The organism is Photobacterium pectinilyticum, assembly GCF_024357955.1.
In the GTDB taxonomy this organism is placed as follows: Bacteria; Pseudomonadota; Gammaproteobacteria; order Enterobacterales; family Vibrionaceae; genus Photobacterium; species Photobacterium pectinilyticum.
In genome coordinates this window covers 18,584-35,809 of the sequence record NZ_JANEYT010000036.1, presented here as the reverse complement: position 1 = coordinate 35,809, position 17,226 = coordinate 18,584, and the positions used below count along the sequence as shown (strand labels likewise).

The 17,226-nt window shown below is 48.6% G+C and carries 16 protein-coding genes and 1 tRNA gene; 9 read left to right on the top strand and 8 right to left on the bottom strand.

The genetic code is table 11. From position 1 onward, the window contains the following. Window positions 1-8 precede the first annotated feature (8 nt). The gene (gene folD, locus NHN17_RS15370; protein WP_255043459.1) at window positions 9-866 is read right to left on the bottom strand and encodes a bifunctional methylenetetrahydrofolate dehydrogenase/methenyltetrahydrofolate cyclohydrolase FolD; all 858 of its coding nucleotides are present in this window, start codon (window positions 864-866) and stop codon (window positions 9-11) included. A 419-nt stretch (window positions 867-1,285) separates the two neighbouring features. Here folD and NHN17_RS15365 point away from each other — a divergent pair. Further along, window positions 1,286-1,362: transfer RNA gene (locus NHN17_RS15365), tRNA-Arg, on the top strand. Window positions 1,363-1,406: 44 nt separating this feature from the next. On the opposite strand, the gene NHN17_RS15360 is transcribed toward NHN17_RS15365, so the two are convergent. Both NHN17_RS15360 and NHN17_RS15355 read right to left on the bottom strand, forming a co-directional pair. After that, complete coding sequence (locus NHN17_RS15360; RefSeq protein WP_255043458.1) at window positions 1,407-1,571, bottom strand: hypothetical protein; 165 nt, start codon at window positions 1,569-1,571, stop codon at window positions 1,407-1,409. A 272-nt stretch (window positions 1,572-1,843) separates the two neighbouring features. After that, window positions 1,844-2,614, bottom strand: a complete 771-nt coding sequence (locus NHN17_RS15355; RefSeq protein ID WP_255043457.1) for an SDR family NAD(P)-dependent oxidoreductase — start codon at window positions 2,612-2,614, stop codon at window positions 1,844-1,846. Between the two features lie 417 nt (window positions 2,615-3,031). Between NHN17_RS15355 and tig the strand changes: the two genes are divergently transcribed. The 7 genes from tig to NHN17_RS15320 all read left to right on the top strand — a co-directional run bounded on the left by tig (window position 3,032) and on the right by NHN17_RS15320 (window position 12,041). Further along, a complete protein-coding gene (tig, locus tag NHN17_RS15350) occupies window positions 3,032-4,336 on the top strand; it encodes a trigger factor (RefSeq protein ID WP_255043456.1) in 1,305 nt (434 codons plus the stop codon). A 107-nt stretch (window positions 4,337-4,443) separates the two neighbouring features. Beyond that, the gene (gene clpP, locus NHN17_RS15345; protein ID WP_255043454.1) at window positions 4,444-5,067 is read left to right on the top strand and encodes an ATP-dependent Clp endopeptidase proteolytic subunit ClpP; all 624 of its coding nucleotides are present in this window, start codon (window positions 4,444-4,446) and stop codon (window positions 5,065-5,067) included. 114 nt (window positions 5,068-5,181) lie between these two features. Then, window positions 5,182-6,462 (top strand): ATP-dependent protease ATP-binding subunit ClpX, encoded by a 1,281-nt coding sequence (clpX, locus tag NHN17_RS15340; RefSeq protein WP_255043453.1) that lies wholly within the window; start codon window positions 5,182-5,184, stop codon window positions 6,460-6,462. 129 nt (window positions 6,463-6,591) lie between these two features. Beyond that, window positions 6,592-8,964, top strand: a complete 2,373-nt coding sequence (gene lon, locus NHN17_RS15335; protein ID WP_255043452.1) for an endopeptidase La — start codon at window positions 6,592-6,594, stop codon at window positions 8,962-8,964. A 212-nt stretch (window positions 8,965-9,176) separates the two neighbouring features. Beyond that, the gene (hupB, locus tag NHN17_RS15330; RefSeq protein WP_255043451.1) at window positions 9,177-9,449 is read left to right on the top strand and encodes a nucleoid-associated protein HU-beta; all 273 of its coding nucleotides are present in this window, start codon (window positions 9,177-9,179) and stop codon (window positions 9,447-9,449) included. Window positions 9,450-9,725: 276 nt separating this feature from the next. Continuing rightward, window positions 9,726-11,609, top strand: a complete 1,884-nt coding sequence (gene ppiD / locus NHN17_RS15325) for a peptidylprolyl isomerase (RefSeq protein WP_255043450.1) — start codon at window positions 9,726-9,728, stop codon at window positions 11,607-11,609. Between the two features lie 135 nt (window positions 11,610-11,744). After that, window positions 11,745-12,041, top strand: coding sequence for a ComEA family DNA-binding protein (locus NHN17_RS15320; RefSeq protein ID WP_373689569.1), 297 nt, complete (start codon window positions 11,745-11,747; stop codon window positions 12,039-12,041). 73 nt (window positions 12,042-12,114) lie between these two features. Here NHN17_RS15320 and NHN17_RS15315 read toward each other — a convergent pair whose 3' ends face one another. Together NHN17_RS15315 and rrtA are read right to left on the bottom strand one after the other, a co-directional pair. Continuing rightward, window positions 12,115-12,306, bottom strand: a complete 192-nt coding sequence (locus NHN17_RS15315) for a hypothetical protein (RefSeq protein WP_255043449.1) — start codon at window positions 12,304-12,306, stop codon at window positions 12,115-12,117. 69 nt (window positions 12,307-12,375) lie between these two features. Beyond that, on the bottom strand, window positions 12,376-12,936 hold the full coding sequence (gene rrtA, locus NHN17_RS15310; RefSeq protein WP_255043447.1) for a rhombosortase: 561 nt from the start codon (window positions 12,934-12,936) through the stop codon (window positions 12,376-12,378). A 10-nt stretch (window positions 12,937-12,946) separates the two neighbouring features. Between rrtA and NHN17_RS15305 the strand changes: the two genes are divergently transcribed. Continuing rightward, window positions 12,947-13,567, top strand: a complete 621-nt coding sequence (locus tag NHN17_RS15305) for a tRNA-uridine aminocarboxypropyltransferase (protein WP_255043446.1) — start codon at window positions 12,947-12,949, stop codon at window positions 13,565-13,567. 43 nt (window positions 13,568-13,610) lie between these two features. Here NHN17_RS15305 and NHN17_RS15300 read toward each other — a convergent pair whose 3' ends face one another. From NHN17_RS15300 to NHN17_RS15290, 3 genes are all read right to left on the bottom strand, one after another. Then, a complete protein-coding gene (locus NHN17_RS15300; protein ID WP_255043445.1) occupies window positions 13,611-14,987 on the bottom strand; it encodes an anti-phage deoxyguanosine triphosphatase in 1,377 nt (458 codons plus the stop codon). Then, on the bottom strand, window positions 14,987-15,571 hold the full coding sequence (yfbR, locus tag NHN17_RS15295) for a 5'-deoxynucleotidase (protein WP_255043444.1): 585 nt from the start codon (window positions 15,569-15,571) through the stop codon (window positions 14,987-14,989). The genes NHN17_RS15300 and yfbR overlap by 1 nt, the downstream gene beginning before the upstream one ends. Before the next feature lie 295 nt (window positions 15,572-15,866). Further along, the gene (locus NHN17_RS15290) at window positions 15,867-17,081 is read right to left on the bottom strand and encodes a pyridoxal phosphate-dependent aminotransferase (RefSeq protein ID WP_255043443.1); all 1,215 of its coding nucleotides are present in this window, start codon (window positions 17,079-17,081) and stop codon (window positions 15,867-15,869) included. Between the last annotated feature and the right edge of the window lie 145 nt (window positions 17,082-17,226).

Here is a 17,226-nt window from a genome sequence, read left to right as displayed (position 1 = left end):
CCACTAAATCACTTCTCGTGATACTGCTCACAGGCAAGCAGTGTATTCTCAATCAAGGTCGCCACTGTCATTGGGCCAACGCCACCCGGTACTGGGGTGATATGGCGGGCTCGCTCACGGGCAATATCATACTCAACATCACCGGCTAGCTTGCCATTGTCCAAGCGGTTGATGCCAACATCTACGATTGTCGCTCCTTCTTTGACCCAATCGCCGGGAATAAAGTTAGGCTTACCCACCGCGACGACCAGAATATCAGCTTGGCGAACGTGGCTTTCGAGATCTTGAGTGAAGCGATGACAAGTGGTGGTGGTCGCTCCTGCGAGTAATAATTCAAGCGTCATAGGACGGCCGACAATATTGGACGCGCCGACAATGACCGCATGCTTGCCACGAAGAGCAATATTATAGCGCTCAAGCAAGGTGATGATCCCTTTCGGGGTGCACGAGCGTAGCTTGGGGATACGCTGGCATAGTCGTCCGACATTGTAGGGATGGAAGCCATCGACGTCTTTTTCTGGCTCTATTCTCTCAAGTACTTTGGTGGTATCAATGCCTGCAGGGAGAGGAAGTTGGACCAAGATACCATCCACTTCGTTGTCATTGTTTAACTCGTCGATAAGAGCTAGCAATTCCGTTTCCGTTGTTGTGGCAGGAAAATCAAAGGACTTGGACACAAAACCCACCTCATCACAGGCTTTACGTTTGCTGCCGACGTAAATTTGCGAGGCGGGATCCTGACCTACCAGAACAACGGCTAACCCCGGAGCACGAAGGCCTGCATCGAGGCGCGCTTTGACTCGGGCAGCAACTTCTTGACGAACTGTTTGCGAAATGAGTTTCCCATCAATGATTTGAGCGGCCATGTTTATCCTTTGGACTGAAATTGATTGAACGTGAAGCGGGCAACGCGGGTCGTTGATTCCACTCTTGAGGGGAGCGGCACGAGTGCTGCCTAATTGTTGTATTGTCGCAGAGAATGTTACGAAGATCTATAGCGCAATCGTTTGCGTGTTGGTTTTGTTTACGTTTTGGTAATAGTTGCTGCTTCAGTGTGGGTATTTGTAATTTGTATGGATACGCCTAATGCTATATCACCATATCAAAAGGCACCATAGCCCATAGCCCATAGCCCATAGCCCATAGCCCATAGCCCATAGCCCATCCAATTTGCTCTATGTTTAGTCAGTTGAGCGCAAATGCTGAGAAAATAGGGGAAAAGGCATTGACGTTCGAATGTTGGGACGTATAATTCGTCTGGTAACTTAACGTTATGACTTATAAAGCGCCCTTAGCTCAGCTGGATAGAGCACGTCCCTTCTAAGGATGTGGTCGTAGGTTCGAATCCTACAGGGCGTGCCACTTCCCCCTCTATTTTTTCTCTGTTTTATCCATTTCTGTTATTTCTAGCGAATCAATCTTCCTGTATCAAAACCTGTTTTTCCTGTGCCTCCTTGGTGTTGCCTGCTACATCCCGCTATTTCATTAAGCAGAAATTGTTTCAGTGCTTGTTTTTCTCGTTCGTTAGTGGGTTGCCATGAGACAATCACAGTCGCTTTGTTCCTTCTCATTGTTTTTATCCTTACCTTGTACACAATATTGCAAATGAATGCCTTTAATGATTAAGCAACTGGTATCATAAAGGTTGTGCGATTGTTTTTTGTGCTATCCATCGGCAATTTAGAATCTTTTAGTTTGTTTTTTGTCGCCGGAGTTTGGCTTTCCTTTTGCTCTATATCCTTAATACCAATCTGGATAAGTCGTTGATCAAGTATTTTAACCTGCAAGGCTGATCAAATATTTATGTAGGTTGGTATAAGTCTGTAGCTAGTTTCAAATCTTCTCACCACGGAAGTGTTGTTCCATCCCAATGGAAAAACTGACCGGTATCTGCAGGAGTAAGGGTTGATAGCACTCGATAAATGCGCTCGGCCGAGAGCTGTGGTGAATAAAGCTTGTCACTATTAATATTATGCTGGAAAGGTGCTGAGAGTGATGTATTTGTTGTACCTGGGTGAATAGCGGCAATACAAGCTTGGGGAAAACGTCTTTGCCACTCAATACTTAGGGTTTTGACAAACATGTTAAGGGCTGCTTTGCTCATCCGGTAGCTGTACCAACCTCCTGAATCGTTGTCGGAGATAGAGCCGACCATGGCGGACAAGCACAAGAAGTGAAAAGGGTCTTTACGTTTGTATAGGGTGTCGAGAAGTTGGGCAATAGCGACATTGGTGTAGGCATTGGCATGGATGTTGTCTACCAGAAATGATTCGGTGATCTGCGACAGGCGTTTTTCCGGCATTTTGGCTTTGGGTGATTGCTTTGATTGAGGAGCATGTAATAGTCCTGCCGCATTAATGGTCCAGTCTGGGAGGCCATACTGCTCGAAAATGGCCATGAGCTGCGATTGGGTGTTAGAACGTTGCTGACATAGATCACCCAAAACACAGGTCATTTGGGTACTATGGCTTGCCTGTAACTGCAGCAGGGCTTGAGAGGTACGGCGTGTAGACACTGTGACCAAATGGCCCTGAGCGAGGATATGCTCGGTCAGAGCGAGTCCTAATCCACCGTTTGCCCCGGCAATCCAAACTTTCTTTTTCCCTTCGAACATCGTTAATTCCACTGGCTAAGGACATAATTTATTACGCATCACCATGCATCGCTGATCACTGTTCATTCTAACTATCCAGTTGGATGATATTTGTGCGGCAAAAAATCGGCGTTTAGGTGGGAAAAGAGACAGTTAAAACCGCGTACGGTCAAAAAAACGTAAAAGGAAACGTTTTTTTTGGGGTTTTCCCTTGTAAATGGAATTTTTGCCCCTATCTTGTGTGAAAGGTTTGATTGCGGTGCGGCCACTCTGTCTCGACGACAGGGCTGAGGACCGTTATAATACCGCGCTTCACAGAATTAAGGCGTTATGGTTTGGCCGTGGTTGCTGGCCATAACACGAAAGGATGCCACCGTCAGCATGACTGATCGGCAACATCACTCAGAGAATACTGAGTAAGTTTTGAGGTTAAATAAAATGCAAGTTACCGTTGAAACCACTGAAGGTCTAGAACGCCATCTAACTATCACAGTTCCAGCTGCAAACATCGAAGATGCTGTTGCTGCTGAGCTGAAGAAAATTGCTAAGAATCGTCGTTTCGATGGTTTCCGTCCTGGTAAAGCACCAATTAAAATGGTTGCTCGTATGTTCGGCGCTTCTGTACGCCAGGACATCCTAGGTGAAGTGATGCAGCGTCACTACATCGAGGCGATCGTTAAAGAAAAGATCAACCCAGCAGGCGCACCAACTTTCACTCCAGTTGAGATCGCTGAAGGTAAAGACCTTGTATTCAAAGCGTCTTTCGAAATCTTCCCAGAAATCGAGCTAGCGGGTCTAGAAAACATTACTGTTGAAAAACCAGCGGTAGAAGTGAAAGACGAAGACGTTGACACTATGCTAGACACGCTTCGCAAGCAACAAGCAACTTGGAGCGACGTTGAAGACGCTGCAGCTGCTGACAGCCGCGTAACTATCGACTTCACTGGCTCTATCGACGGTGAAGAATTCGAAGGCGGTAAAGCTGAAGGTTTCGCTCTTGCAATGGGCCAGGGCCGCATGATCCCAGGTTTTGAAGACGGTATCGTTGGTAAGAAAGCGGGCGAAGAGTTCTCTCTAGAAGTGACTTTCCCTGAAGATTACCACGCTGAAAACCTAAAAGGTAAAGCAGCGACTTTCGCTATCAAACTACACAAAGTTGAAGCTCAGGAACTACCAGAGTTGACTGAAGAGTTTGTTGCTAAGTTCGGTGTTGAAGACGGTTCTGTTGAAGGCCTGAAAGCTGAAGTTCGTAAGAACATGCAGCGTGAGCTGAAGCAAGCTGTTAAGAACCGCATCAAAGATCAGGTTCTAAATGGTCTAGTTGAGCAGAACGACATCGCTGTTCCTGCTGCTCTTATCGACCAAGAAATCAACGTTCTACGCCAGCAGGCAACTCAGCGCTTCGGCGGTGATGCTGCTAACGCACCTGAGCTTCCACGTGAGCTTTTCGAAGAGCAAGCGAAGCGTCGCGTAGTTGTTGGCCTACTTCTAGGTGAAGTGATCAAGTCTGAAGAGCTAAAAGCTGATGAAGAGCGCGTTAAAGCTATCATCGCTGAAATGGCTTCTGCTTACGAAGATCCAACAGAAGTTGTTTCTTACTACGAGAAGAACGAGCAGATGATGAACAACATGCGTAACGTTGCTCTAGAAGAGCAAGCTATCGATGCGCTACTAGCTAAAGCTCAGGTTTCAGATAAAGAAGTTAGCTTCAACGATCTGATGAACCAACAGCCAGCTGCATAATTTGCTGAAATTACTGTAGAGATTTGACTTTACTTCAAATCTTCTGCTAACAATGGTCCGTGTGAGAGTAATTTCATTCGGGCCATTTATTTTAGGGAAATAACGTTATGAGCTACCAAGAAAAAAACGCCATGTCGCCAATTTTGGATGCGCTGGTTCCTATGGTGGTCGAGCAGACTTCTCGTGGTGAACGTTCCTACGACATCTATTCCCGACTACTGAAAGAGCGTGTGATCTTCCTGACCGGTCAGGTAGAAGATCATATGGCCAATCTAGTCGTTGCGCAGCTTTTGTTCCTTGAGTCTGAAAACCCTGACAAGGACATTTTCCTGTATATCAATTCACCGGGCGGCTCGGTTACTGCAGGGATGTCTATCTACGACACCATGCAGTTCATCAAGCCAAACGTCAGCACAGTATGTATGGGTCAGGCATGCTCTATGGGTGCATTCCTGCTGGCTGGCGGCGCTAAAGGTAAGCGTTACTGTCTACCTAACTCCCGCGTGATGATCCACCAGCCACTAGGTGGCTTCCAGGGCCAGGCTTCTGATATCCAGATCCATGCTCAGGAAATTCTGACGATCAAACAGCGTTTGAACGGTTTGCTTGCAGAGCACACCGGCCAACCACTTGAAGTGGTTGAACGTGATACCGATCGTGATAACTTTATGTCATCAGAGCAGGCTGTAGAATACGGTTTGGTTGATGCAGTTTTGAGTCACCGTGATTAAGTTTTTTAGCCTCCGTGCAGCGACTTAGCCGTTTGCGCGGAGCAAAAAGACTTGAGTTGTTATACACTCAAAACAAAGGCAATGATGGGGTAAGACCCGAATAGAGGTTAGCGAATGACAGATAAGCGAAAAGAGAGTGGTAGTGGAAAACTGCTGTACTGCTCTTTCTGCGGCAAAAGTCAGCATGAAGTTCGCAAGCTGATTGCAGGCCCTTCTGTGTATATTTGCGATGAATGTGTTGACCTGTGCAACGACATCATTCGTGAAGAAATCAAAGAAGTAATGCCAAAGCGTGATGGCAATGAACTTCCGACACCACAGGAAATTCGTACAAACCTGGATGAATACGTTATTGGTCAGTCTCATGCGAAGAAAGTTCTCGCGGTAGCGGTATACAACCACTACAAGCGTCTTCGTAATGGCGATACCAATAGTGACGGTGTTGAGTTGGGCAAGAGTAACATCTTGTTGATCGGCCCAACGGGTAGCGGTAAGACGTTACTCGCAGAAACATTGGCACGCATGCTGGATGTACCGTTTACTATGGCGGATGCGACCACCCTGACCGAAGCCGGTTATGTGGGTGAGGATGTTGAAAACATCATCCAGAAGCTGCTGCAGAAATGTGATTACGATGTAGCCAAGGCCGAGCGCGGTATTGTATACATCGATGAGATCGACAAGATCTCTCGTAAGTCCGACAACCCATCAATTACTCGTGATGTTTCGGGTGAAGGTGTTCAGCAGGCGTTGCTGAAGCTGATTGAAGGTACGGTCGCATCGGTTCCGCCGCAAGGTGGCCGTAAGCATCCACAGCAGGAATTCCTGCAAGTGGATACGTCAAAAATCCTGTTCATCTGTGGCGGTGCATTCGCTGGGCTGGACAAGGTCGTTGACCAGCGTGTTGCAACCGGCACTGGTATTGGTTTCGGTGCGGATGTCCGCTCGAAAGATCAGTCTCGTACTCTGAGTGATTTGTTCGAGAAGGTTGAGCCTGAAGATTTGGTTAAATACGGCCTGATCCCAGAGTTCATCGGTCGTCTTCCGGTAACAGCGATCCTTAGTGAGCTGGATGAAGACGCGCTGGTACAAATCCTGCGTGAACCGAAGAATGCCCTTACTAAGCAGTATGCGGCACTTCTTGAGCTTGAAAATGTTGAGCTTGAGTTCCGTGACGATGCGCTTGTCGCTATTGCCCGTAAGGCAATGGAACGCAAGACGGGTGCACGTGGTCTTCGTTCGATTGTTGAAGCAGTTCTGCTTGATACTATGTATGAGCTACCTTCAGCAGAGGGCGTAAGTAAGGTTGTTATTGATGAATCAGTTATCAAAGGCGAGTCTGAGCCTTTACTGATTTATGAAAACACCGAAAGCCAAGCAGCAGGCGCTGAGTAAAATCTGCCCACAGCGGTTAAAAAAAGGAGGCAATCGCCTCCTTTTTTATTTTCTGCTACATATCCCGTTGAATCTTGCGCCCAAGCCCCCATATACTCATTAATAAGAGTGAACGGAAGAGAGAATAATATGAACCTGGAGCGTTCGGAACGCCTTGAGATCCCCGTTCTGCCACTGCGTGATGTGGTGGTCTACCCGCATATGGTCATTCCATTGTTTGTAGGCCGGGATAAATCTATTCGCTGCCTTGAAGCGGCGATGGATGATAACAAACAGATTTTGTTGGTTGCCCAGAAAGAAGCGGCGACCGACGAACCTTCAATTACCGACCTATACGATGTCGGTACGGTTGCGACTATTCTACAGCTACTTAAACTGCCTGACGGTACGGTGAAGGTGCTGGTGGAAGGTCAGCAGCGTGCTAAAGTCGAAAACCTGCGTGATGACGAGTTCTTCAGTGCTGAAGCCGAGTTTCTGGTTACCGAGGAAATGGATGAGCGCGAGCAGGAAGTGCTAGTTCGAACTGCAATCAACCAGTTCGAAGGGTTTATCAAGCTCAACAAGAAAATCCCGCCAGAGGTTCTAACCTCGCTAAATGGTATCGATGAAGCTGCCCGTCTGGCTGATACTATTGCTGCTCATATGCCGCTGAAGCTGGCAGATAAACAAAAAGTACTTGAAATTGTCGATGTCGTAGAGCGTCTAGAGTTCTTGATGGCGATGATGGAGTCTGAAATTGATCTGCTGCAGGTGGAGAAACGTATCCGCGGCCGCGTTAAAAAGCAGATGGAAAAGAGCCAGCGCGAGTACTACCTCAATGAGCAGATGAAGGCTATCCAGAAAGAGTTGGGTGAGCTGGATGACGCGCCGGATGAATTCGAATCTTTGAAGAAGAAAATCGAAGAGTCGAAGATGCCAAAAGAGGCACGCGAGAAGACAGAGCAAGAGCTGCAGAAGCTTAAGATGATGTCGCCGATGTCTGCCGAGGCAACGGTTGTGCGTGGCTACATTGATTGGATGCTGAGTGTGCCATGGTTCAAGCGCTCCAAGGTGAAGAAGAACCTTGCCAAGGCAGAAGAAGTGCTGAATGCCGACCATTACGGCCTTGAGCGCGTCAAGGAGCGCATCCTTGAGTACTTGGCAGTACAGAGCCGCATCAACAAGCTTAAAGGTCCTATCCTGTGTCTTGTTGGTCCTCCTGGTGTTGGTAAGACCTCGCTGGGTCAGTCTATTGCTGCTGCGACCGGACGTAAATATACCCGTATGGCGCTGGGCGGCGTGCGTGACGAAGCGGAAATCCGTGGTCACCGCCGTACCTATATCGGTTCGATGCCGGGCAAGCTGATCCAGAAAATGTCCAAGGTTGAGGTTAAGAACCCGCTGTTCCTGCTTGATGAAATCGACAAGATGTCATCAGACATGCGTGGCGATCCGTCTTCAGCGCTGCTAGAAGTTTTGGATCCGGAGCAAAACAACGCATTCAATGACCACTACCTAGAAGTCGACTATGACCTTTCTGATGTCATGTTCGTGGCGACATCGAACTCGATGAACATCCCGGGACCTTTGCTTGACCGTATGGAAGTGATCCGTCTGTCGGGCTACACCGAAGATGAAAAGCTGAATATTGCCAAGCGCCACTTGCTAGAGAAGCAGGTTCAGCGCAATGGCCTTAAGCCACACGAGATCGAAGTGGATGACTCGGCACTGATTGGCATCATTCGTTACTACACTCGTGAAGCGGGCGTACGTAGCCTTGAGCGTGAAGTGTCTAAACTGTGCCGCAAAGCTGTAAAAGAGATCCTGCTGAATCCTGAGACCAAGAAAGTCGTTATTACTCAGGACAACCTGAAAGAATACTTAGGTGTCCAGCGTTTTGACTACGGTAAAGCCGAAGAGAACAACCGTATTGGCCAGGTTACTGGTTTGGCTTGGACTGAAGTGGGCGGCGATCTGCTAACCATCGAGACCGAGTCGATGCCGGGTAAAGGCAAGCTTGCCTACACCGGTTCACTGGGTGATGTGATGCAGGAGTCGATTCAGGCTGCGATGACGGTGGTACGTACCCGTGCTGAGCGTCTGGGTGTTGCGCCTGATTTTTACGAGAAGCGTGATATCCATGTCCACGTTCCAGAAGGGGCGACCCCGAAAGACGGCCCGAGTGCGGGTATCGCCATGTGTACGGCGCTGGTCTCTAGCCTGACAGGCAACCCTGTTCGCGGCGATGTTGCCATGACGGGTGAAATCACCCTACGTGGTGAGGTGCTACCAATCGGTGGCCTGAAAGAGAAACTGCTTGCCGCGCACCGAGGTGGGATCAAAACGGTGCTGATTCCGAAGGAAAACGAACGTGATCTGGAGGAAATTCCGGATAACGTGATTGCGGATCTGGAAGTGCGCCCAGTGCGTTGGATTGATGAAGTGCTAACCGTTGCATTGCAGAATAATCCAACGGGAATTGAGCTGGTAAACGCCCAAAACAGTGACGTGCAGCAAAGTTAAGATATGAAAAAACGCTTTCGAGGATAAAAACCTTGTCAGCGTTTTTTTGTGTGGCTATAAGTGAGTTCTAATTTGCCGTTAGCTCAATAAAATCAATGTCTACACGTAAACCTGTGTTCGCTGTAGATATAATGAAACTGATTCTTTTTTATCCGTGATGTAAATTTTGCCATGAGGCTGCAAACGGATAACGTTCTTAGAGGGGATAGATCGTGAACAAAACTCAACTAGTTGATAAAATCGCTGAAAATGCAGATATTTCTAAAGCGTCTGCGGGTCGTGCGCTAGATGCATTCATCGACGCTGTATCTGATAGCCTGAAAGAGGGTGATCAGGTTGCGCTTGTTGGCTTCGGCACTTTCTCTGTACGTGAGCGTGCAGCGCGTACTGGCCGTAACCCACAGACGGGTGCTGAAATTCAAATCGCTGCAGCGAAAGTACCTGGCTTTAAAGCAGGTAAAGCGCTTAAAGATTCTGTAAACTAAGCGCAGGGCTTAGCCCGCCGGTTTGTGTGAACAAACGAACATTCAGGTTGTCTTAATGGGCAATCTGGCATGATAAAGGGCGCATCCTGTCGGTGCGCTTTTTTTACTTTGGAAAAGTGTGAATTTTTCAGGTCTTCGCCTGTTAGCATTCTTCACTAATATCAATACAGTTAAGCGATAGTTTCGAAGCCAATCAGGCTTCATGAATCTTTATTTAGGCTTATCACAGATTGGTATTACCATGCCAAATCGAATAGGTAGGAGATACGGCAAATTATGATGGAGCGTATGCGCGAAGGCGCGAGCAGTATTTGGGTTAAGATTATTCTTGGTCTGATTATTTTTTCTTTTGTTTTCGCAGGGGTAGGTAGCTACCTAGCAGGCGGAAGCGAGCAAGTTGCCGCGAAAGTGGATGATCGTGAAATTAGTCAGCGCGAGTTCGAAATGGCTTATCAGAACGAGCGTAACCGCATGCAGGCGCAGCTGGGCGATTATTTCTCGACCCTGATGGGTGACCCAGCTTACGTGCAGCAGTTCCGCCGCAGTGTGCTAGACCGCATGGTCAATGACCTGCTGATTGAGCAGCGTGCCAATGAACTTGGTCTGCGTATCAGCGATCAGCAGGTAACTCAGGTTATTCTTTCTATGCCTGAGTTCCAGCGCGATGGTGCCTTTGATAATGAACAGTACAACGCACTGCTGCGTCGTTCAGGTCTAACACCTGATATGTTTGCGGAATCTATGCGAACCGATTTGCTGCGTCAGCAGCTGTTGTTGGCTATCCAAGGCAGTGATTTCGCGTTGGGTAACGAAGTGGCAGCATTGACTAAGCTTGAGCGCCAGGAGCGTGAAATTCGCACCCTGACACTGGATGTGGCTGAGTTTACCAACAAAGCCGAGGTTACTGATGAGGAAGCACTCGCATACTACGAGCAGAACCCGCAGCAGTTCACCCGCCCAGATCAAGTGAAAGCGGCTTACATCGAGTTGTCTGGCACCAACCTGAAAGAGACGCTAAGCGTTTCTGAAGATGATGCTAAAGCAAGCTATGATGAGAACCAAAATAAATACGGTACTGCTGAGCAGCGCCAAGCAAGCCATATTCTGGTTCAAGGTAAAGGTAGCGAAGCGAAGACTAAAGCTGAAGATTTACTGGCAGAGCTAAACAGCGGTGCTGACTTTGCTGAATTGGCGAAGACATCTTCTGATGACACCTTCAGCGGTAAAGATGGCGGTAAGCTAGATTGGTTTGAGCGCGGTGTGATGGATCCTGCCTTTGAAGAGGCGGCATTTGCCCTGAACAAAGGTGACGTTTCTGGTGTTGTTGAGTCTGACTTCGGTTACCACATCATCAAACTGGACGATATCAAAGAGCCGACAGTGAAGCCATTTGCTGAGGTTCGTGATGAAATCTTTGCTGAACTGCGTGAGCAGCGTGCGGCAGAAGCGTTTTACGATCTGCAGACCCAGCTAGCTGAGAAAGCGTTCGAAATGCCAGACACACTAGAGGATGCGGCGACGGCGGTTGATGCGACGATTCAGACCACTGACTTTATTTCTCAGTCAGATGCGCCGGGTGTGCTGGCCAACCCAGCGGTACTGCAGGCGTTGTACAGCCCTGAAGTGCGTGAAGATGGCCTGAACTCAGATATTATCGAGCTTGGTCCTGAGCATGTTGTTGTTGTACGTGTTGATGACTCTCGCCCTGAAATGGTATTGCCATTTGACGAGGTATCAGCGAACGTTAAACAGCAGCTATCAGCTGTCAAAGGCGAGGAAGCGGCTAACGCGAAAGCGGATGAGCTGGTTGCCGCCCTACGAGCTGGCAACACACAAGTGTTGGCAGACGAAGGCCTGAGCTTCTCTGAGCCTGAAACCATCAACCGTATGGGGGCAGATCGCCAGATTGCTCAAGTTGCGTTTGGTCTTGCTAAGCCAGCAGACGATGCACCGGTATACGGTGTGACACGTGATATGACTGGCAACATGCTAATTATCGCGCTGGACAATGTGGTTGAAGCCGATGTTGATGGTGTTGATCAGCAGATGTCACAGCAGCTTGAGCAAATGCATGCTCAGCAGGATGTTATGGCTACCCTGGATGTACTGCGTAATGCAGCCAAGGTATCTTACCCAGTGTTGGATACAACAACGCATTAAGTGTAATTAATACGTTGCTAGACGGGCCGCCATTGTGCGGCCCGTCGTTTTTTTGTGCAAAGAAAAACATTCCCCATATACAGCCAGCGAGTGCTTCGCCACTCTAACCCCTGAATGTATACAAGGAGAAAAAGGATGAAGAAAGCGATTGTATCTATGTCGTTGGTTGTTGCGCTGGGGGTAGGCTTGGCATTACCTGCGGTTGCCAGTGGTGAGAGTCATGAGGGCATTGAAATTACGATTAATATTAATGATGCCAATGCAGAAGAGCTGGATAAGTTACTGGTGGGAATTGGGCCGGACAAAGCTGCCAGTATTATTGAATATCGTGATACCAATGGGCCTTTTGCTATACCGGAAGATCTCATCAAAGTGAAGGGTATTGGTACGTCTACGGTTGAAAAGAACCGTGAGCGGATCAAGCTCCAATAATGGTTGCTGTACCTAACCTGCCGTAAGTTACCTAAAGGAGAGAGGTTAGTCGTTCTCCTTTATTTGTGAGCTATTAGCACGCACTGAAGGTAAAGCGTGGTCTGGCTGGAGTAAGATGGATCTGATAGCCATCATCTTCATAGGCTTTGGCTATTTGCTTAGTGGCTTCAAGTGGGAATTTGTATTTTCCTCTTGAACCCACTCTCACAATACCTGTCGGCAGAGAGACATTGATGCGATATAAAATTTCAGATTCCAAAGCCATTTTGATTCTCACTCATAAATACACTTAGCCAAACAAGACCGATACCATTAAGGTGCATTTTAAGTGCAACTAATTCTCAATTGCAATCTTCTTTTTAATTAGCTCCGCCGCGGCAAAGAGCAAGCCGCCTAAAACACCTGCTAGGTGAGCCTCTACAGCCACCCTGGCGCCAATCAGCTCGGCAGAGCTTGCTGAGCCTCCTGAAACTTGTTCCCACAGGGCTTTGCCTATAACCGCTACCAGCAGTACCCAGCCGAATTTATCTTTCGCTTTTACATCCTGTATCGCGCCCCAGGCAAACAGTCCGTGGAGCACGCCTGACAGCCCTGCATACCAGCCCATCGGGCTGAGCCATAGGGTAACGCCAATAAATCCAGATATGGACAGGATCAGCAAGGCAAGGTGCGTTGAGGTAAGATAGCGGCGAAAGATGAAGGTAATGATTGCCAAGCCGAGACTGTTCATTATCATGTGTGGCCAATTGGTATGGGTTAGGTTGCCGCTGACGAGTCGCCAAATTTCACCATGCGCGATGTCAGGGCGCTGCCAGACGAGCAGTGGTTGGAGGCTGGGTAATTGGGCAACGGCCATTATACCGATGATAATGAAAACGAAGATGCGAATAGACAAGGCTACCTCGATGAGTCGATATTGTGAAAAGTGCGGTAAAGCAACCAAGGCATGTATTTGCCGCTGGATCCAACAGCTTGATGCTAAAACTGAATTGTGGATTTTACAACATCCAACGGAAGTAAAGCGTCCGATTGGTACCGCAAGGATCCTGACTTTATCGCTTCCTAACGCCAAACTGTGGGTGGGCGAAGACTTTTCACACCATGAAGAAATCAACCAATTGCTGGCCGAACAAGACCGTCAGGCTTGGGTGGTTTACCCGGGGGAAGAAGCTGTCCCTATTTCGAGCCTTGCTGGGTCTAATCAAACTCAAGCTGCGTTAACCAAACGGACATTGATTATACTTGATGGTACCTGGAAGAAAGCCTATAAGATGTGGCAACTATCGACCAACTTGCAGCAGTTGCCTACGGTGGCGCTTGATAATGTCGATCAGGGTAACTACCGAATTCGAAAATCACCTAAATCAGAGGGGGTATCGACGGTAGAAGCCGGCTACCTCGCTCTTACCGCCTTGGAAGGGGAGGATGATAAATTCGCTTCGCTGCTCGAAGCGTTCAATCAAATGATCGAGTTCCAGATCCAGCAGATGCCTGAAGGGGTGTTTGAGAAAAATTATGGGAAGTAGCTTGGCGAGGGGCTAAAAGCGCCTATCGCCTATCGCCTATCGCTTAATCCCCTCCGTGAAAACCAATGCCACTGGCCGAAGTGGGTTGGAATAAGGTGCTGTATAGCCGCTGGGCAAAGCCGTCGGTCATGCCTGAAATATAATCGGCGATGATCCGGTGGGAATTTTCCCCCTTGTCATTGCTTTGGCGCCAGCGTTCGCGGGTATTTTCCGGCAGCAAGCGCTCAGGATCCGATGCAAAGGCCTCGAACAACTCCATCACCAATTGTTGGCCTTTATATTCCAATAGCTGGATATCTGGCTTATGGACTACATATTGGCTGACGAACTGTTTGAGCACCTCCAGCACTTGCTCCATCGGCTCTGATAGAAAGGCGTTCCACTGTAAAAGGGGAGCTTCGAAGCTATCGATACCATTTTGGATCGTTGGGGCAATATGGATCGAGGTTAGCAGGGTATTGACCATCGCCCCAATTGAATCCTTGCGCTGGTGGTGGGTGCCAAACAATTGGTCACTCAATACCCCGATTCGCTCTTCCAGCCACGGCTCGCCGCAATCGGCCAGCTTGCTGGCAACCGCTTCTTGCCATTGCTCACGGGTGACAATTCCCATCACAATCGCATCTTCCAAGTCATGGACGCCGTAGGCGATGTCATCGGCCAGCTCCATGATAGAGCAGTCCAGTGATTTGTATTGGGTTTTCAAGTGCTCATTCGGCTTGGTGCGCTCACTGCGCATTTGGCTAAAGAGCTGGCGATCATGGTTGGATAATGGTGCCAATACCCAGTCAAAGGTCGTACTGTCATCATTGTAGATCCCCTTGGCGGGGTACCAATCCTTGGCCTTGAGGTGGCGGAAATGATGGACATCCGCAGGTAGCTCTGTCGCCCGGGTATGGCTAATAAAAGCGGGGTATTTCAGTAGCCCGAGCAAGGTTCGCCGTGACAGGTTCATACCAAAGTGCTCAGTATACGGTTCAAGCAGAGTGACTATTCTAAACGTCTGGGCATTGCCCTCGAACCCACCGTGCTCTCGCATCATGTAGTTAAGAGCAACTTCACCGCCGTGTCCGAAAGGGGGATGACCGATATCATGGGCAAGGCAAATACTTTCCATCAGGCTATTTGATGGAAGCACTTCTCGAAATTTAGGCTGCTTGATCTTCAACTGGGCCACAATACCGGTGCCAATTTGTGAGGCTTCCAGTGAGTGGGTCAGGCGGGTACGGTAGAAGTCATGATGCCCGGCACCGTGGACTTGGGTTTTCGCTTGCAAACGACGAAACGCGGCGGAATGAAGGATCCTTGCTCGGTCACGCTGGTAAGCCGAGCGGTGGTCGTTGCGCCGCATTTTTTGCTCATTGCTTTTGCGTGCTTCCCACTGTTGGTTAAATTCAGGAGAGAGGGAGATAACTGTCATTAGCTGATCTCATCAAGGGTTAGATTAAAGCTGTCGACAAATGTCTTTAGGAAATATTCCATCTCTGGGGTCGTTCGGTTATGCAAGGTCTGCTCAAGGTTGTTTTTGGCCGAGGTAAATTCGTGGTTCCCCGCATTGAGCTCTTCGAGGCATTTGAGGTAAGCACACAGGCTGTCGGCTTGCTTGACGATAGCGTAATCGTCTTTGTCTACCTGATGGCTATCGAGTAGCGGGGCGTAGTCATCACGAAATTCTTCGGGCAGCATAGACAGTAACTTCTTCTCGGCTGCGAGCTCTATTTTTTTATACTCCTCGGCAATAGCCGGATTGTAGTACTTGATAGGGGTTGGCATATCCCCAGTTAATACTTCGCTGCAGTCGTGGAACATGGCCAGTAGTGCTATCCGCTCAGGATTGGTATTGCCGCTGAATTTACGGTTTTTGATCAAAGCGAGGGCATGGGCGACAAAAGCGACTTGAAGGCTATGCTCTGAGATGTTTTCGGTTTCGACACTGCGCATCAACGGCCAGCGTTGGATTAATTTCATTCGAGCAAGGTGAGCAAAAAAATGGCTTTGTTTCATAGCGATACTTCTTGGCGGTGAGGACAGGGAACAAAATCAGATATCTTTTAAAGGTAACAGAATTTACCGCGAAGCAAACGATAAAATGTTGGGAAGCAGGCTAGAGGCCAGGGGCAAGAGCGGCCAGAGGCTCTGGGTAAAAGAGCCCAAGATCTGTTATTTGTTAAGTAAAAGGGCAGGGTGTTGATTTTGACATCCTGCCCTATAGTTTTCTGAATCGCCAATCGCCAATCGCCAATCGCCAATCGCCAATCGCCAATCGCCAATCGCCAATCGCCAATCGCCAATCGCCACGTTACTGACGGTAACCGTGTAGGAAGCGCTCCAAACGTCCCATCGCCATTTCCAAGTCATCGACCCGTGGCAAGGTAACGATGCGGAAATGATCCGGTTGCTTCCAGTTGAAGCCGGTACCGTGAACAACCAGCACCTTCTCCTGCTGGAGGAAATCCAAGGCGAAGCGCTGGTCATCGGTGATGTTGAATTTTTTCTGATCCAGTTTCGGGAACAGGTACAAAGCCCCTTTAGGCTTCACACAGGACACACCCGGAATTGATGTCAGTAAATCATAGGCGCGGTCACGCTGTTCTAGCAAACGGCCGCCCGGCAAGATCAGCTCATTGATACTCTGGTAGCCACCCAGTGCGGTCTGGATGGCGTGCTGCATCGGCACATTGGCACACAAGCGCATCGATGAGAGCATCTCTAGCCCTTCAATATAGCTTTTAGCCATATGCTTAGGGCCGGACAAGACCATCCACCCGGCCCGGAAGCCACATACCCGGTATGATTTGGATAGACCGTTGAAGGTCACACAGAATACGTCTTCGGCTAGTGGTGCAATCGAGGTGTGCTGGGCACCCTCGTATAAGATCTTGTCATAGATCTCATCGGCAAAAATGATCAGCTTGTGCTGGCGGGCGATTTCTACCACTTCCAGCAGGAAGTCTCGGCTGTAAACAGCCCCTGTCGGGTTGTTCGGGTTGATCAGTACAATCCCGCGGGTGTTCGGGGTGATTTTGCTGCGGATATCGTCGAGATCTGGATACCAGTCGGATTGCTCGTCACAGGTATAGTGCACGGCTTTGCCGCCAGATAGCGAGACTGCGGCAGTCCATAGCGGGTAATCCGGTGATGGAACCAGCATTTCATCATTGTTGTTGAGCAGCGCTTGCATCGCCATCACAATCAATTCGGAAACACCGTTGCCGATGTAGACATCTTCCACATCCAGATCAAGCATTCCGCGTTTTTGGTAATGCTGGACTACCGCTTTTCGGGCCGAGTAGATACCCTTGGAGTCACAGTAGCCTTGAGATGTCGGCAGGTTACGGATCACGTCCACCAGAATTTCATCAGGGGCATCAAAACCGAACGGCGCAGGGTTGCCGATATTAAGTTTGAGTATTTTATGCCCTTCCTCTTCCATGCGCTTGGCATGCTTCAGAACGGGACCTCGAATGTCGTAACAGACATTGTTGAGTTTTGATGACATCCCGATGTTTTGCATTAGTGGTGGTATCCTGTTTCAAGCCGTTAATTACAACAAATTACACTATAAAACCTTAATAAATAAACACCCAGCAGGAATAAGTAGCGTAAAATAGTTGTTTGTATAATTAAATTCTAACTTGTCAGGTGGGATCCACTGGATG

Coding starts and splice junctions, on each gene's coding strand:
- folD (WP_255043459.1), bottom strand. CDS start 866: ATGGCCGCTCAAATCATTGATGGGAAACTCATTTCGCAAACAGTTCGT.
- NHN17_RS15360 (WP_255043458.1), bottom strand. CDS start 1,571: ATGAGAAGGAACAAAGCGACTGTGATTGTCTCATGGCAACCCACTAAC.
- NHN17_RS15355 (WP_255043457.1), bottom strand. CDS start 2,614: ATGTTCGAAGGGAAAAAGAAAGTTTGGATTGCCGGGGCAAACGGTGGA.
- tig (WP_255043456.1), top strand. CDS start 3,032: ATGCAAGTTACCGTTGAAACCACTGAAGGTCTAGAACGCCATCTAACT.
- clpP (WP_255043454.1), top strand. CDS start 4,444: ATGAGCTACCAAGAAAAAAACGCCATGTCGCCAATTTTGGATGCGCTG.
- clpX (WP_255043453.1), top strand. CDS start 5,182: ATGACAGATAAGCGAAAAGAGAGTGGTAGTGGAAAACTGCTGTACTGC.
- lon (WP_255043452.1), top strand. CDS start 6,592: ATGAACCTGGAGCGTTCGGAACGCCTTGAGATCCCCGTTCTGCCACTG.
- ppiD (WP_255043450.1), top strand. CDS start 9,726: ATGATGGAGCGTATGCGCGAAGGCGCGAGCAGTATTTGGGTTAAGATT.
- NHN17_RS15320 (WP_373689569.1), top strand. CDS start 11,745: ATGAAGAAAGCGATTGTATCTATGTCGTTGGTTGTTGCGCTGGGGGTA.
- NHN17_RS15315 (WP_255043449.1), bottom strand. CDS start 12,306: ATGGCTTTGGAATCTGAAATTTTATATCGCATCAATGTCTCTCTGCCG.
- NHN17_RS15305 (WP_255043446.1), top strand. CDS start 12,947: ATGAGTCGATATTGTGAAAAGTGCGGTAAAGCAACCAAGGCATGTATT.
- NHN17_RS15300 (WP_255043445.1), bottom strand. CDS start 14,987: ATGACAGTTATCTCCCTCTCTCCTGAATTTAACCAACAGTGGGAAGCA.
- yfbR (WP_255043444.1), bottom strand. CDS start 15,571: ATGAAACAAAGCCATTTTTTTGCTCACCTTGCTCGAATGAAATTAATC.
- NHN17_RS15290 (WP_255043443.1), bottom strand. CDS start 17,081: ATGCAAAACATCGGGATGTCATCAAAACTCAACAATGTCTGTTACGAC.